Annotated in this window: 10 protein-coding genes; 2 read left to right on the top strand and 8 right to left on the bottom strand. The window is 70.2% G+C overall.

Going from position 1 to position 15,901, the window contains the following annotated elements:
- Positions 1-184 precede the first annotated feature (184 nt).
- Positions 185-1,033: a 3-methyl-2-oxobutanoate hydroxymethyltransferase gene (panB, locus tag JJ683_RS07265; RefSeq protein ID WP_200172620.1), complete on the bottom strand. Its 849-nt coding sequence runs from the start codon at positions 1,031-1,033 to the stop codon at positions 185-187.
- Positions 1,034-1,223: 190 nt separating this feature from the next.
- Here panB and glnA (JJ683_RS07260) point away from each other — a divergent pair, with 190 nt between their 5' ends.
- Positions 1,224-2,564, top strand: coding sequence for a type I glutamate--ammonia ligase (gene glnA / locus JJ683_RS07260; RefSeq protein WP_200172619.1), 1,341 nt, complete (start codon positions 1,224-1,226; stop codon positions 2,562-2,564).
- Positions 2,565-2,566: 2 nt separating this feature from the next.
- Positions 2,567-5,632 carry a bifunctional [glutamine synthetase] adenylyltransferase/[glutamine synthetase]-adenylyl-L-tyrosine phosphorylase gene (locus JJ683_RS07255; RefSeq protein WP_200172618.1) on the top strand — a complete coding sequence of 1,022 codons (3,066 nt, stop codon included), beginning with the start codon at positions 2,567-2,569 and terminating at the stop codon, positions 5,630-5,632.
- A gap of 27 nt (positions 5,633-5,659) precedes the next feature.
- Here the strand turns inward: JJ683_RS07255 and JJ683_RS07250 are convergent, their stop codons facing one another.
- The 7 genes from JJ683_RS07250 to glnA (JJ683_RS07220) all read right to left on the bottom strand — a co-directional run bounded on the left by JJ683_RS07250 (position 5,660) and on the right by glnA (JJ683_RS07220) (position 15,843).
- Positions 5,660-7,618, bottom strand: coding sequence for a cation:proton antiporter (locus JJ683_RS07250; RefSeq protein WP_200172616.1), 1,959 nt, complete (start codon positions 7,616-7,618; stop codon positions 5,660-5,662).
- An 88-nt stretch (positions 7,619-7,706) separates the two neighbouring features.
- Positions 7,707-8,771, bottom strand: coding sequence for a glycine betaine ABC transporter substrate-binding protein (locus JJ683_RS07245; protein ID WP_200172614.1), 1,065 nt, complete (start codon positions 8,769-8,771; stop codon positions 7,707-7,709).
- Positions 8,771-9,577: an ABC transporter permease gene (locus JJ683_RS07240; protein ID WP_200172613.1), complete on the bottom strand. Its 807-nt coding sequence runs from the start codon at positions 9,575-9,577 to the stop codon at positions 8,771-8,773. Before JJ683_RS07240 ends, JJ683_RS07245 begins: the two co-directional genes overlap by 1 nt.
- Complete coding sequence (locus tag JJ683_RS07235) at positions 9,574-10,872, bottom strand: ABC transporter ATP-binding protein (RefSeq protein WP_200172611.1); 1,299 nt, start codon at positions 10,870-10,872, stop codon at positions 9,574-9,576. Before JJ683_RS07235 ends, JJ683_RS07240 begins: the two co-directional genes overlap by 4 nt.
- Positions 10,865-11,518 carry an ABC transporter permease gene (locus JJ683_RS07230; RefSeq protein ID WP_200172610.1) on the bottom strand — a complete coding sequence of 218 codons (654 nt, stop codon included), beginning with the start codon at positions 11,516-11,518 and terminating at the stop codon, positions 10,865-10,867. The genes JJ683_RS07235 and JJ683_RS07230 overlap by 8 nt, the downstream gene beginning before the upstream one ends.
- A 203-nt stretch (positions 11,519-11,721) precedes the next feature.
- Positions 11,722-14,211 (bottom strand): M20/M25/M40 family metallo-hydrolase, encoded by a 2,490-nt coding sequence (locus JJ683_RS07225; RefSeq protein WP_200172609.1) that lies wholly within the window; start codon positions 14,209-14,211, stop codon positions 11,722-11,724.
- Positions 14,212-14,406: 195 nt separating this feature from the next.
- A complete protein-coding gene (gene glnA, locus JJ683_RS07220; RefSeq protein ID WP_200172629.1) occupies positions 14,407-15,843 on the bottom strand; it encodes a type I glutamate--ammonia ligase in 1,437 nt (478 codons plus the stop codon).
- Between the last annotated feature and the right edge of the window lie 58 nt (positions 15,844-15,901).

The raw sequence follows: 15,901 nt of genomic DNA, 5'->3' as shown, positions 1-15,901 counted from the left end.
GCCGCGGGCAGTGCCCGGCGCAGCGCCGGGGGCCGGGCCGCGGTGCTGCGGGCGGTGTTCGAGCTCATGCTCACGTTCCTCCGTGGTTGGCGGCGTGCGCCGCGGGCGGGCGCCAGGCCGAGGATACGGAAACCCCGGTGCCCGCGCCCGGAACGGGGCGCGGGCACCGGGGCGGTCGTCCCGGTCAGAACGAGTGCTCGGCCGCCGGGAAGGATCCGTCCTCGACTTCGGCCGCGTAGGCGCGGGCGGCGTCGCCCAAAGCCGCGCCGACGTCGCCGAAGCGGCGGACGAACTTGGCGGTCTTCCCGGAGGTGTAGCCGGCCATGTCCTGCCACACCAGCACCTGCCCGTCGCACTGCGCGCCGGCGCCGATCCCCACGGTGGGGATGGACAGCTTGGCGGTGACCTCGGCGGCGACGTCGGCGGGCACCATCTCCATGACCACCGAGAATGCGCCGGCGTCCTGGACTGCCACCGCATCGTCGAGCAGCTGACGCGCGGCCTCGCCGCGGCCCTGCACGCGGAAACCGCCGAGCCCGTTGACGCTCTGCGGGGTGAAACCGATGTGCGCCATCACGGGGATGCCGGCCTGCGACAGGGCGGTGACCTGCGAGGCGACGCGCACGCCGCCTTCGAGCTTGACCGCGTGCGCCAGGCCCTCCTTGCAGAAGCGGGCCGCGGCGGCCAGCGCCTGCGCGTCGGATGCCTCGTAGCTGCCGAAGGGCAGGTCGGCGACGACGAGCGCGTGCGGTGCGCCGCGCACGACGCCGCGTACCAGCGGGATCAACTCGTCGGAGTCGATCGGCAAGGTGGTGTCGTAGCCGTAGACGACGTTGGCGGCCGAGTCTCCGACGAGCAGCACCGGGATGCCGGCGTCGTCGAAGATGCGGGCGGTGGAGTAGTCGTAGGCGGTGAGCATGCCCCACCGCTTGCCTTCCTGCTTCCATTTCTGCAGGTGGTGGGTGCGGATGACGGGCCTGCGGGCGGTCTGGCCGCCCGCAGGCGCGGAGCCGTACGGGGATGTGTCGGTCATCGTTGATCCTCTTCTCAGCCTCGAGGCCCTGCTGCAGGGTCCCCGGGTTCTTAAGGTGGTGACGCAGGAGAGTCTGCCACCGACGCCGCCCGGCATCCATGCGCCGGTGACCCATCTCACCGGTGGCGCGCCCGCGCGGCCCGGGGACGTTCGCGCGCACCGTCCGCGGCGAGTGCATAGGGTCGTGCATATGGATCGTCAGATGGAATTCGTGCTGCGCACGCTCGAGGAGCGGGACATCCGGTTCGTCCGGCTGTGGTTCACCGACGTCCTCGGCTACCTCAAGTCGGTCGCCATCGCGCCGGCCGAGCTGGAAGGCGCGTTCACCGAGGGCATCGGCTTCGACGGCTCCGCCGTGGAGGGTTTCTCCCGCGTGTCCGAGGCGGACATGGTCGCCATGCCGGACCCGTCGACGTTCCAGGTGCTGCCGTGGGTGTCCGACGACGGCCGCCAGCCGACCGCGCGCATGTTCTGCGACATCCTCATGCCCGGCGGGTCGCCCTCGTGGTCGGACCCGCGGCACGTGCTGCGCCGTCAGCTGGGCAAGGCGGGGGATGCGGGCTTCACCTGCTATGTGCACCCGGAGATCGAGTTCTTCCTGCTGGAGGCCGGGCTGGACGCCTCCGGGCGCCCGACACCCGCGGATCGGGGCGGGTACTTCGACCAGGCCGTGCACAACCAGGCGCCCAACTTCCGCCGGCACACCATCGACGCGCTCGAGTCGATGGGCATCTCCGTCGAGTTCAGCCACCACGAGGCGGCGCCGGGCCAACAGGAGATCGACCTGCGCTACGCGGACGCGCTGTCCATGGCGGACAACGTGATGACGTTCCGGTACCTGGTCAAGCAGGTGGCGTTGCAGGAGGGCGTGCGGGCCACGTTCATGCCCAAGCCGTTCAGCGAGTACGCCGGCTCGGCTATGCACACGCATATGAGCCTGTTCGAGGGCGAGAACAACGCGTTCCACGATGATGACGACCCGCTGCAGCTGTCCGCCACCGCGCGCTCGTTCGTCGCCGGGATCATCGAGCATGCGCACGAGATCAGCGCGGTCACCAACCAGTGGGTGAACTCCTACAAGCGGCTCATCCACGGCGGCGAGGCCCCCACCGCGGCGTCGTGGGGGCGGGCGAACCGCTCGGCGCTCGTGCGCTTGCCGCTGTACACGCCGAATAAGTCGTCGTCGCGGCGCGTGGAGGTGCGCAACCCGGATTCGGCCTGCAACCCCTACCTCACGTTCGCGGTGCTCATCGCCGCCGGTCTCAAGGGCGTCGAGGGCGGATACGAGCTGCCTCCGGAAGCCGAGGACGACGTGTGGGCGCTGACGCCGGGCGAACGCCGCGCGATGGGGTACCGGGAGCTGCCGACCAGTCTGGGGGACGCGCTGAAGGCGATGGAGGGTTCCGAGCTGGTGGCAGAGGCGCTGGGCGAGCACGTCTTCGACTTCTTCCTGCGCAACAAGCGGCAGGAGTGGGCCGCCTACCGCGGGCAGGTCACGCAGTTCGAGATCGCCAACTACCTGGGGTTGTGACGATGCCTGCACGCACCACGAGGGGGCGGATCCCCTCGACGGGCAGGCTGGGACTGGTCGAGGCGCACGCGGCCGAGGACCTCGCGGAGCTGGGCTGGACGGGTGCGGACGACGTCGCGGTGCTGTGGGCGCTCTCGCGCGCTCCGGACGCGGGCCTGGCGCTGCGCACCCTCGTGCGCATCAAGGAGGCCCTCGATGCGTCCGGCCCGGCCCGGGGCGACGGCGACGGGGGCGCCGAGTCCGGTCCCGGTGGCTGGGGCGCGTTGGACGAGGCACTGCACTCGGACAGCCGCCTGCGGGCCAGGCTGCTGTCGGTGATCGGCTCGTCCACAGGGCTGGGGGACCACCTCGCACACTTTCCGGGCTCATGGAGGCGCCTGGCGGCGGCGCCGGAACTGCCAGGGCGCGCCGAGATACGGGCGGACCTGCTTGCCGCGGTCGATGCCGTGCCGGAGGGCGGGCACGGACTGCATCGGGCTGCCGTCACCGGGCCGGAGGCCGTGCTGGCGCTGCGCATCCGCTACCGGGACCACCTGCTGCTGCTCGCTGCGGTCGACCTGGCCCCGACGATCGAGAACGAGCCGGGCCTGGAGTTCCGGGCCGTCGGCAGGCACCTGTCCGACCTGGCGGACGCCGCGCTCGCGGCCGCCCTCTCCGTCGCGGTGGCGACGGTGTGCGACGAGGAGACGGTGCAGGCGCGGCTGGCGGTGGTGGCGCTGGGCAAGTGCGGCGCCCGCGAGCTCAACTACGTGAGCGACGTGGACGTGGTCTTCGTCGCCGAGCCGGCCGACGCGCTCACGGCGCGCCTGGCCGGTGAGATGATCCGCATCGGGTCCAGCGCGTTCTTCGAGGTCGACGCCGGGCTGCGGCCCGAGGGCAAGCAGGGCGCGCTGGTCCGCACCCTCGATTCGCACCTGGCCTACTACCGCCGCTGGGCGAAAACCTGGGAGTTCCAGGCGCTGCTCAAGGCACGGCCCGCGGCCGGAGACGTCGAGCTGGGACGTGAGTACGCCGCTGCCGTGGGGCCGATGGTGTGGACGGCGTCGCAGCGTGAAGACTTCGTACCCGAGGTGCGGGCGATGCGCCGCCGGGTCGAGGAACTGGTGCCGGCGGACGTCCGCGAGCGTGAGATCAAACTGGGCACTGGGAGCCTGCGCGACGTCGAGTTCGCCGTGCAGCTGCTGCAGATGGTGCACGGGCGCGCAGACGAGACGCTGCACTCCAAGTCCACGCTGAACGCGCTGGCGCAGCTGTCGGCCGGCGGATACGTGGGCCGGGGCGACGCCGCCCAGCTCATCGAATCGTACGTGTTCCTGCGCCTGTTGGAGCATCGTCTACAGCTGCAGCGCCTCCAGCGCACGCACATGCTGCCCCCGCCCGGCGACGCCGAGGCGCTGCGTTGGCTGGCGCGCGCCGCGCACGTGCGATCGGAGACCCGGCGCGGCATCGTGGACGAACTGCAGCGCCAGATCCGGCGGCACTCGCAGCACATCCGCCGGTTGCACGCCAAGCTTTTCTACCGTCCGTTGCTCGAGTCCGTCACGCAGATCGACTCGGAGGCGTTGCGGCTCAGCCCGGAGGCGGCGGAACGTCAACTGGCCGCTCTAGGCTACCGGGCGCCGCGCAATGCCCTGGGGCACCTGACGGCCCTGACCAAGGGCGCCACACGCAAGGGTCGCATCCAGTCGCTCATGCTGCCTACCCTGCTCGAGTGGCTGGGCGAGACGCCCGATCCGGACGCGGGCCTGCTGGCCTATCGCACGTTGTCCGAAGCGATGACCGACCATCCGTGGTTCCTGCGGACGCTGCGCGACGAGGGCGCGCTGGCCAAGCGCCTCATGCTCGTGCTCGGGTCGTCGCGGTACATCCCGGACCTGCTGTTGCGCGCGCCCGACGTGGTGCACATGTACGCCGACGGGGCGTCCGGGCCGAAGCTGCTCGCCGTGGACTACACCGTCGTGGCGCAGGGGCTCACCCGGTCGGCGGCGCGTCACCGGTCCCCGGAGCGGGCCATCGCGGCGGCGCGGTCGCTGCGGCGGGCCGAGCTGGCGCGCGTGGCGTCGGCCGACGTGTTGGGCATGCTCGAGGTGCGGCAGGTGTGCCGCGCGCTGTCGTCGGTGTGGGTGTCGGTGCTCGAGGCCGCGCTGCATGCGGTGACCCGCGCGGATGCCGCCGAGTCCGGACTGCCCGCACCGGCCCGGATCGCCGTGATCGGCATGGGCCGGCTCGGCGGAGGGGAGCTCGGCTACGGCTCCGATGCGGACGTGCTGTTCGTCTGCGACCCGGTGCGCGGCGAGCCAGGCACGCCCTCGCCGTCGGACGCCGAGGCGGTCCGGTGGGCGTCGGGAATCGCTGACAGGGTGCGCTCGCTGCTGACCCGGGCCAGCGTCGACCCGCCGCTGGAGGTGGACGCGGACTTGCGGCCGGAGGGGCGCAGCGGGCCGCTGGTGCGGACGCTCGCGTCGTATCAGGCCTACTACCGCAAGTGGGCGGAGTCGTGGGAGGTGCAGGCGCTGCTGCGCGCGACCACCGTCGCAGGCGACGCCGACCTGGGGTTGCGGTTCCTGCACATGATCGACGAGTTCCGCTATCCGCCGGGCGGCATCGATGCGGACACGGTGCTGCAGATCCGGCGGATGAAGGCCCGGGTGGATTCCGAGCGGCTGCCGCGCGGTGCCGACCCGGCCACCCACACCAAGCTCGGGCGCGGGGGGCTGGCGGACATCGAGTGGACCGTCCAGCTGCTGCAGCTCAAGCACGCGCACGAGAACCTGGAGCTGCGCGGCACGTCGACGCTCGAGACTCTTGAGGCTATCGAGCGGATCGGGCTGCTGGAGGCCGAAGACGTGCACATGCTCACCGAGTCGTGGCTGCTGGCCACCCGGGCGCGCAACGCCATCGTGCTGGCCCGTGGCAAGGCGGGCGACCAGATCCCGGGCACCGGCGACCAGCTCGCCGCCGTCGCCTACGCGGCCGGTTGGCGCGGTGACGACGCGGGCGAGTTCCTGGACCACTACCTGAGGGTGACCCGCCGGGCCCGGGCGGTGGTGGACCGGGTCTTCGGCTGAGCGCTCGCCTCCGGAACTCCCGCCGGGTCAGGCGTCGGTGGCCGGCGCCTGGGCGGTCGGTTGCCGCGCGGCGCCGGCGTCCTCGGTCACCGGCACCATCGCGATCAACGTGCCCTCCGCCGACGGGAGTTTGGTCGACTCGTGGGCGACGGAGGTGACGCCGCCACGCTGCACGAACAGGATCACCGCGTCGTCGCCGTACTGCCGCCGGAAGTCGGCCAGCGTGTACTTGCTGCTCAGCGCGGTCTTCTTGACGGTCATGCCCGCCATCATCCGGCGGTCGAGTTCGGCACGTGACAGCGGCGGGACGAAGGCGTAGCGGGCGCTGAGGTGTCCGGCGGTGTCGCGTCGGGTGCTGCCGGTGCCCGTCGACTTCGCCCCCCGGTGCAGCTGGAAAGTGTTGGCGCGGCCGAAGATGTGGGAGAACTCGCGGGCGGCGGTGGCGTTGGTCTCGTCCTCGGGCGTGCATGCGATGAAGTAGCCGATCCCGGACAGGTCCATGTCCTTCACCGCGTACTCGGACAGGATGTTCGCGGTGATCGTGGGCAGCCCGGCCATGCGGGCCCCGGAGAGCGTCACATAGTTGCGCGCCACCACCAGAACGGGGATACCCGAATCCTGCAGCAGCTTGGCGGCGTCCACCACCCAGCGGTTGACGCCGACGAACACCACGCCCTGCGGGTTCGCGGAGGCGAGCCCCAGGCGCTCGGCGAGCCTGCCGACGCTCAGCCCGTAGATGGCCACGGTGCACACGATGAGGACGAAGACCAGCGGCACCATTTCCGCGGCCTGCCCCGCGATCCGCTGCAGGTCGGCCGCCTGGGCCACGAGGGCCTGCCTGTCGTCGCCGCTCGCGGCGTCGGCCTTTGCCGAGAGCGCGTCCGCCGACTGCGTGAGCCCGAGGGCGAAGATACTGGTCACAGCGGCGGCGACGACGCCGCGCGGCGCCATGCAGGCCAGCAGTATCCGCTCGTTCCGCGTGACCTTGGTGCGCAGCAGGCCGAGGGCGATGCTCACCGGACGCACGACGAGCACCAGGGCGGCGATGAAGATCAGCGCCTTGGGTGCGACGTCGATGATCTGCTGGGGGCTGATGCGCCCCGCGAGCACGATGAAAAGCGCGCCGACGAACAGGATCTGCAGGTGCTCTTTGAACTCGGCCACGTGCTCGAGATGCAGCTCCGGCCGGTTCCCCAGGTAGATGCCGAGTATCGTCACCGTGAGCAGCCCCGACTCCGGTTGCAGCGCGTTGGACGCTACGAGCGCCGTGATCGCAGCGGCCAGGAAGAACACGCCGTGCAGGAAGTCGGGCACCGCCCTGCGCCGCATGACGAACTCGATGGCCACACCCATGAGCAGTGCGATGCCGAACGCGATGAGCAGCGTTTTTCCCAGCGCGATGAGCACGGCGGAGGCGGCCTGCCCGCCCTCGCCGCTGACGATCCCCTGGAACACCAGCAGCGCCAGGACCGCGCCGATCGGGTCGACGACGATGCCTTCCCACCGAAGTAGCGACGACACGCGCCGGGTGGGGCGCAGCGACCGCAGGATCGGCGCGATCACGGTGGGGCCGGTGACCACGAGGATCGCCCCCACCAGCAGCGCCACCTTGATGTCGAATCCGATCAGCCAGGCGGTGAGCGTGATGAGCGCCCAGGCGACGAGGACCGTCACCGAACACAGACGCCACACGGGGCGGCCGAGGTCCTGAACGTGTTTGAGGCGCAACGACATGCTGCCCTCGAACAGGATGATGCCGACGGTGAGGCTGATGCCGTCGAAGAGCAGATCGCGCCCCAGCACCTCTTCGGCGGAGACGATCTGTCCGAGTCCGAAGCCCACGAGCAGCATGAGCAGGATCGACGGCATGCGGATGCGCCATGCGAACCACTGGCACACGACGCTCACGGCGACGATGAGTGTGATGTATCCGGCGGGGCCGATGCCGGCCAGCGAGTCCGTGATGCTCGCGACGAAGTCGGACATCCCGAGTAGGTTTCCGCGCGCGGCGCCGATGCGCAACCCCGGCGCCGGTTCCGCGGGGCAGATCACATTCTGCGCGGTCCCGGCCGGATCAGCCGTCCGTCACGAACCCCTTGTCCACCAGCCACTTCCGTGCGACGTCGGCCGGCTCCTCGCCGTCGACGTCCACCTTCGCGTTGAGCGTGGAGATCTCGTCGTTGGTGATCTCCTTCATCACCGGCGCGAGGACCGCGACGATCTGCGGATGGTCCTTGTAGACCTGTTCGCGCATGGTCACGGCCGCGTTGTAGTGGGGGAAGAACTGCTTGTCGTCTTCGAGCACGTACAGATCCAGGCCCTTGATGCGGCCATCGGTGGTGAACACCTCGCCGAAGGTGCACTCGCCGCCGGTGGCGGTGGCCTGGTAGATGATCCCCGTCTGCAGGATCTTCTTGCCGGCATCGTCCGGGTTGAAGCCGTACACCGCGGCCATGCCCGGGAATCCGTCCTGGCGGCTGTTGAACTCGGTCTCGATGCAAGTGCTGATCGACCCGGGGTGCGCGTTGACGAGGTTCGCGTAGTCGGACAGCGTGCGCACGCCGGTGTCCTGGACCACCGTCCGGCTTGCGGCGAGCGCGTAGGTGTTGTCCATGGGGGCGGGCGCGGCCCACACGATGCCGTTGCGCTCCAGGTCCTCCTTCTTCACCGCCTCGAACTGTTCCTGGGCATCGGGGATGGGGTGTTCGTTGTGCAGATAGTTGATCCAGCCGGTGCCGGTGTACTCGATGTAGAGGTCCACCTGGCCGGCCTCCATGGCGGCGCGCGCGCTGTTGGAACCCTGGATGTCCGTCAGGTCCCGGATCTCGGCGCCCGCTGCGGCCAGCGCGAACTCGGCGATGTAGCCGAGGATGATGTTCTCCGTGAAGTCCTTCGACCCCACGGTGAGTTTGACGCCCTCGAGTCCGGGATCGGTCTCGATGCTGCCGGGCCCCACCGACAGCGGCAGTGCACCGCCGGACTGGAGCCCGCACGAAGCCAGCAGCGCGGTGGCGAGCAGCGCGGAGATGAGGGCGGACGCGCGGGCGAGCGGGCTCTGGCCGGACCTGCGGTGCGGGGTTCGTCGTGCTGCCGGCGGCCCGGATGATGCCGATGCGGGCGATTCGGGTGCGGTGTCCATCAGCGCAGTCCCTTGGGGCCGATGAAGCGCTCGGCGAGCGCCCCGAGCCAGTCGATGAACAGGGCCAGCGCGACGGCCAGGACCGCGCCGACATAGAGCGTGGGGTTGTCCCGGAGCTTGTATCCGGTGTCTATGAGCACGCCTAGGCCGCCGGCACCCACCAGGAAGCACAGGGTGGCGGTGCCCACGGCGAGGACCAGCGACGTGCGCAGTCCGGCGAGGATGAACGGCACCGCCAGCGGGAACTCGACGCGCCGCAGCACCGTCATCGGCGACATGCCCTGGCCGAGGCCGGCGTCGATCAGCGACGGGTCGACGGATTGCACGCCGAGCATGGTGTTGCGCAGTACCGGCAGCAGCGAATAGAAGGCGATGGGCAGGACACCGATCCAGAATCCGGTCTTGCCGGTCCATAGGAACAGCAGCACGAGCAGGCCGATGGCGGGGGAGGCCTGGCCGATGTTGCCGATACCGATGAACACCGGCGAGAGCGCCTTGTACCCCCGGCGGGTGAGCAGTATGCCCAGTGGCACGGCGATGGCGACGACGATCGCGGTGACGACGGCGGTGATGGCGATGTGCTGGCCCAGCCGCGTGCCGAGTGACGACGCGTTGAGGGTCTCGCGCTGCGTGGCGTTGAGATCGTTGAACGCGAACGCCCAGATGAGGATCGCCGCGGCCCCTCCCACCGCCACCACCGGCTGTGCCAACATGCGGATGCTGTCGCCGCGGCGCCCGGAGTCGGTGATGTCCACCGGGTCGGCGATTTTCTCGCCGGCGGTCACCGTGTCCTGGGTGATGGTCATTCCGGCTCGCCTCCGATCACCGTCGGGGGAGTGCGGGTGTCGCCGCTCCCGGCGGCCGGCGCGGGGTCCCCTTCAGGCCCACCGGCTCCGCCGTGTTCGTCTCCGTCTTCGTCGTCGGAGTATTCCTCGCGCAGTGTGCGTACCGTCTGGATCAGTGTGTCGATGTTGATCAGGCCCTCGTACTGTCCGCGGCTGCCGGTGACGACGGTGGACGCGCTGGATGCGGCCAGCAGCGCTTCGAGGGCGTCCTGCAACGTCGATTGGGTGCTGACGACCTCGCCGATCGGGTCTCCGATGCCGCGCAGCGACGGCGCGGTGGCGAGGTGGCGCGCGTTGACCCAGGCCACCGGCCGGTTGCGTGCGTCGAGCACGAGGCCCCAGGTACGCCGCCGTGTGCCGAGGGCGGCACGGAGCGTGTCGGGCGCGTCGGACTCGTGGGCGGTGGGGCAGTGCTCCAACTCAACGTCGCGAACGCGCAGCAGGGTGAGCTGTTGCAGTGAGGCGCCGGACCCGATGAAGCCGGCGACGGTGTCGTCGGACGGGTTGGCGAGGATCGCCTCGGGCGTATCGTACTGGAGGATCTTCGACTGCCCGCCCAGCACCGCGATGCGGTCGCCCAGCTTGACTGCCTCGGCGAAGTCGTGCGTGACGAAGACGATGGTCTTGCCCAACTCGGACTGCAGCCGCAGCAGCTCGTCCTGCAGGAGCCCGCGGGTGATGGGGTCGACGGCGCCGAAGGGCTCGTCCATGAGCAGCACCGGCGGGTCCGCGGCCAGGGCGCGCGCCACGCCCACGCGCTGCTGCTGCCCGCCGGAGAGCTGCCGCGGGTAGCGCCCACGGTACGTGTCGGGCTCCAGCCCCACCAGGTCCAGCATCTCGTCGACGCGCTCGGCGATGCGCTTCTTCTTCCACCCCACCAGGCCCGGCACCATGCCGACGTTCTGTGCGATGGTCATGTGCGGGAACAGTCCCGACTGCTGGATCGAGTAGCCGATGCCGCGGCGGAGCCTGTCCGGCTTGATCGACAGCGCGTCGCGGCCGGCGATCGTGATCTTTCCGGAGGTGGGCTCGATGAGCCGGTTGATCATGCGCATCGTGGTGGTCTTGCCGCAGCCGGAGGGGCCGACGAACACGACGATCTCGCCGGCGGGGACGGTCATCGAGACCCGGTCGACGGCGGGGGTCTTGCTGCCGGGGTAGCGCTTGGTGACCTCGTCGAGCACGATCTCGACCCCGGAGATCGTCCTGGCGTCGGTGGTCGTCGCGGCGCCTGCGCCGGAAGCGTGGTCAGGCATGGAGTCCCCTCGAGGTCGTGAGCTTGCCGATGACGATGTAGACGCCGTCCAGGATGAGCGCCAGGATGATGATCAGCACCGTGCCGGTGAGCGCCTGCGGCACGGCGGTGGGGCTGCCGACACGGGAGAGCCCGGAGAAGATCAGGTTGCCCAGTCCCGGGCCCTTCGCGTAGGCGGCGATGGCGAGGATGCCCATGCTCATCTGCGTGCTCACGCGCATTCCGGTGAGGATGGACGGCCACGCGAGGGGCAGTTCGATGCGCGCGAGCACGTGCAGGCGGCCCATGCCGATGCCGCGGGCGGCGTCGGTGGTGCCCGGATCGATGGAGCCGAGCCCGACGATGGTGTTGCGGATGATGGGAAGTAGCGCGTAGAGGACCAGCGCGATGACGGTGGGCGGCACGCCGAGCCCCACCACGGGGATGAGGATGCCCAGCAGCGCGAAGGACGGGATGGTGAGAACCGCGCTCGACAGGGCGGTGGCGGCCGCCGATCCGAGCGGGCTGCGGTAGACGAGGATGCCCACGACGACGGCGATGACCGTGGCGATCACGACGCACTGGATGACGGCGCTGACGTGCTGGTACGAGTCGATGAGGAGTTGTTCGCGCCGTGATGAGACGAAGTCCCATAGATCGCTGAGCACCGGGTGCGCCTTTCCTGCCGAATCCGACCCTTCTGCTGTTCTCGGCCCCCGGTCGCGTGTCGCCGACCGGTCGTCCACCTGTCAGCTTGCTCCGTTTCCGGTGGTGTCGAAGCGTTACATGTGACAGAGGTGAATACCGTTATCGGACTGTGACGATCCGTGGCCGTGCGCGCGCCGGGCACGACCCATGGACGTGGGCTCCCCTAGTCGAGCACCCTCTCGGTGGCAACCATGAGCAGCCCCGAGCTGTGTGTTCCCGCGATGTCGACTCCGTCCGGAGGAGCGACGTACCCGGGCAGGCCGTCGAGCCCGTCGCTGCCGCCGACGGCCCGCAGCCGCACTGGTCCGTCCCCGGAGATCCGGTACCGCAGCGTGATCCCCAGGGACGTCGGGCCGTGGAAGGTGACCGCACTGGTGGACGAGCCCACCGCGTCGCCTCCGAGGTCCCTGCCCTCGCCACCGGCCTCCCCGGCGTCGGCACTCTCGATGCGCACACCCTCGACGGTGCCCCCGCCGGCGTCGACGCCGACGGTGATCATCCGCACCGGGCGGCCCGGGGCGGCGTGAACGGTGATCGTGCGGAGCCGGCCGGCCTGCACATCCGAGACGACATCGAGCGCCGGCGCCGGGAGCTCGGCCGTCGGGGCCGGTCCCACCTGCACTCTCTGGTGGATGTAGGGGAAGTAGCCTGACACCTCCGCCGGCTCCAGCGGACCGGACTCGCGTCCGCTGCGGGTGAAGGGCAGGTAGTCGCCGGCTTCGGCCTCCGCGTCGAGATATCGCCGGGTGTAGTCGGTGGGCGGGTTCTCGCTGAGCCAGTGCGCGCTGCCGGTGTCGGCGTCGAGCGCGTACATGAGCTGCGCGGGTTCGGGGTGGCGGGCGTCGAAGTCGTTGACGTCGGTGCCGACGCCCAGCAGGATCGCGGCGGAGGCGAATGCGGTCATCGGCACCGCGGCGGTGGCGAGGCGGTACCGTCGTCCGCCGGCGGTGGTGCTCTCGGCGGCGCTCATGCTGAACAGCAGGTCCAGCGTCGGTGCGGCCGCGAAGCACAGCAGTACCGTGAACAGCGCGGGCCCGGCGGCCATCGGCATGCCCAGCGAGGCGAAGAACATCGCGATCGCGGGGGCCAGCACGAGCACGGCGACAAGGGAACCGGCGAGCGTCGCGGTCACGCGCAGCCACGGCATGCGGACGGACAGGGCCACGGCGGCGGCGATGCCGGTGGCGAGTGCCGGCAGCGTCGCCAGGTATGCCGCGCCCGGTGCCAGGGCCGCGAACACGACGCCGAGGGCGGTCAGCCAGACGAGGCAGCCGAATCCCGCGGCGGCCGTCCCGATCCGCCGCCGGGTCAGGGCCAGGAACGCGAGGAACACTGCGACCGCGAGCACGATGATCCCGATGCGCAGCAGCGCCGGCCGCCAGAGGTCGAGCACGCTGCCGTACCCGGGCCGGATGAGCACGAGCAGCCGCCACACGCCGTACGCGGCGAGCGGGGCGATCACCAGCGGGACCAGCGCGGCGGCGGTGCCCGCGACCAGGCGCAGGGCAGTGGCCCGGCGGGTGCGCCACGCGATCGCGGCCACCGCGCCGGTGAGGACGACCGAGAGTCCGGCGAGCGGCCACACCCACGGGCCGGGGTAGTGTGCGACCGAGCCGAGCACGGTGAAGTAGGTCTCGTCGTGCGGCGCGGGCCGCGCGAAGTCGGCGAGGTCGGCGGAACCGAGCGCCCTGGTGAGCGCGAGCCCGTTGTCGCCCATCGCCTGCAGGCTCGCCCTGCTCAGCCGCTCGGGCACGTCCTGCGGGGTGTGATAGACGGCGGCGCCGTCGAAGAACGCGGAGTTCATCCCGGTGAAGTCGCCGGAGTTGAGGAAGTTGGTGAAGTCCGTGTTGTTGCGCAGGCGGCGGTAGACCTCCACCGCGGCGCTCGTGGCGGCGGGATGCGGAGCCGTGGCGGCGTAGAGCCGGGCGAGCGCGGCGTTGCCCTCCGAGGTTTCGAACATCACCACCGGCCCCGACGCGCCGCGGGCCTCGAAGTTGAGCACCACTCCGCCGTCGGCGGCGAGCGGGTCGGAGGCGAGGAAGCCCTCCGACCCGATGGTCCCGGACTCCTCCGCGTCGGTGAACAGCAGCACGACGTCGTTGCGTAGTGGTGGCGCGTCCTGCAGCGCCCGCGCGATCTCGAGGATCGTCGCCGTCCCGGCGGAATCGTCGCCGGCGCCGGGGGAGAACTGGGCGGAGTCGTAGTGGGCGGCGAGGAAGACCCTGCCGGTGGAGTCGGTGCCGGGGATGACGGCGACGATGTTGTCGACTGCCGCCGCGTTGACACGGTCCGGGCCGCGGACGACGACGCCGAGAGTGCTGTTCACCCGCGGCTGCAGCCCGAGCCCGGTGAGCCTGTCGATGAGGTGGGCGCGGACCTCGTCGTTGGCGGCGGAGCCGGTGGGATGTGGAACCCGTGCGCTCTGCTCGACGTGTTCCATCGCGCGGTCCGCGCTGAACGAGGCGGGCGGCGCGTCGACGCCCGCGGGGGACGGCGCGTGCAGGCTCAGCACCGACCACGCCGCGAAGCCGGCGAGCACGAACAGCGCGCCGATGCCTGTGAGGAAGCGGACGGCACTTCCTGCTCGTGACGGACCGGGTGCCCCGGCGGCGCGCTCATGCTTAGCGTGATCTGAGCCACTGGTATCGGCCACACCTGGATGCTAACGAGGCTGAGGCGTCCGCGTGTTGAATTGGCAGGCGGAGAATGGGGCGGCGTCGAGCGGCGAGAATCGGCCCGCGCCGCGATCGCGTGGATGATCGCGGCGCGGGCCGATTCTCCCGCGTACTCTCAGCGGACGGACGCGGGCACTCCCGGTAGGAGATGCCGGGTCGGCGCGCTGGCAGGTTCAGCAGTCGTAGTACAGGTCGAACTCGTACGGGTGCGGGCGCAGGTTCATCGGACTGATCTCGTCGTCGCGCTTGAGTTCGATCCACTTCTCGATCAGGTCGGTGGTGAACACGCCGCCCTCGGTGAGGTAATCGTGGTCGCGCTCGAGGTTGTCGATGACGGCCTCCAGCGAGGTGGGGGCCTGGGGCACGCTCGCGGCCTCCTCGGGCGGAAGTTCGTAGAGGTCCTTGTCGATCGGCTCGGCCGGCTCCATCTTGTTGCGGATGCCGTCGAGGCCGGCCATCATCATCGCGGCGAACGCCAGGTAGGGGTTGCCGGACGAGTCGGGCGAGCGGAACTCGATGCGCTTGGCCTTGGGGCTGTTGCCGGTGACGGGGATGCGCACGCAGGCCGAGCGGTTGCGCTGCGAATACACCAGGTTGATGGGGGCCTCGTATCCGGGGACCAGGCGCTTGTAGGAGTTGACTGTGGGGTTGGTGAACGCCAGCAGAGACGGCGCGTGGTGCAGGATGCCGCCGATGTAGTACCGGGCGATGTCGGACAGGCCGCCGTAGCCGGACTCGTCGTAGAACAGCGGCTCGCCGTCCTTCCACAGCGACTGGTGCGCGTGCATGCCGGAGCCGTTGTCGCCGTACAGGGGCTTCGGCATGAATGTGACCGTCTTGCCGTGCTGGTGGGCGGTGTTCTTGATGATGTACTTGAACTGCATCAGCTCGTCGGCCGCGTGCAGCAGGGTGCCGAACTTGTAGTTGATCTCCTGCTGGCCGCCGGTGCCCACCTCGTGGTGCAGGCGCTCGAGCTCGAAGCCGGCCTCGGTGAGGTTGGTCGACATCGCGTCGCGCAGGTCAACGGTGTGGTCGTACGGGGCCACGGGGAAGTAGCCGCCCTTGACCCGGATCTTGTTGCCCAGGTTGGGGCTGCCGTCGCGCTCGGTGGCGAGCCCGCTGTTCCAGCGGCCCTCGATGGAGTCGACCTCGTAGAAGCTGCCGTTGACCGACGAGTCGAAGCGGACGGAGTCGAAGATGTAGAACTCGGCTTCGGCGCCGAAGAAGCAGGTGTCTGCGATCCCCGTGCTCCTGAGGTACTCCTCGGCCTTGCGCGCCACGTTGCGCGGGTCGCGGCTGTAGGCCTCGCGGGTGAACGGGTCGTGTACGAAGAAGTTCATGTTCAGCGTCTTGGCGTTGCGGAACTGGTCCACCGTGGCCGTGGTGACGTCCGGGAACAGCTGCATGTCGGATTCGTGGATCGACTGGAATCCGCGCACGGACGAACCGTCGAAGGCGAGGCCGTCGTCGAACACGTCGTGGCTGAATGCGGCCGCCGGGATGGAGAAGTGCTGCATGACGCCGGGGACGTCGCAGAAGCGGATGTCGACGTACTCGACCTTCTCGTCACGGATATAGGCGAGTACCTGTTCGGCAGAAGTGAACACTATGTAAGGCTCCTCAGTCATGACCCGTCGCGGTGCGGCGACCGGGTGTACGCGAATCACG

The organism is Tomitella cavernea (genome assembly GCF_016599145.1).
Classification (GTDB): domain Bacteria; phylum Actinomycetota; class Actinomycetes; order Mycobacteriales; family Mycobacteriaceae; genus Tomitella; species Tomitella cavernae.
The sequence above is the reverse complement of the archived record's forward strand: the minus strand, read 5'-3'. Positions and strand labels throughout refer to the sequence as shown.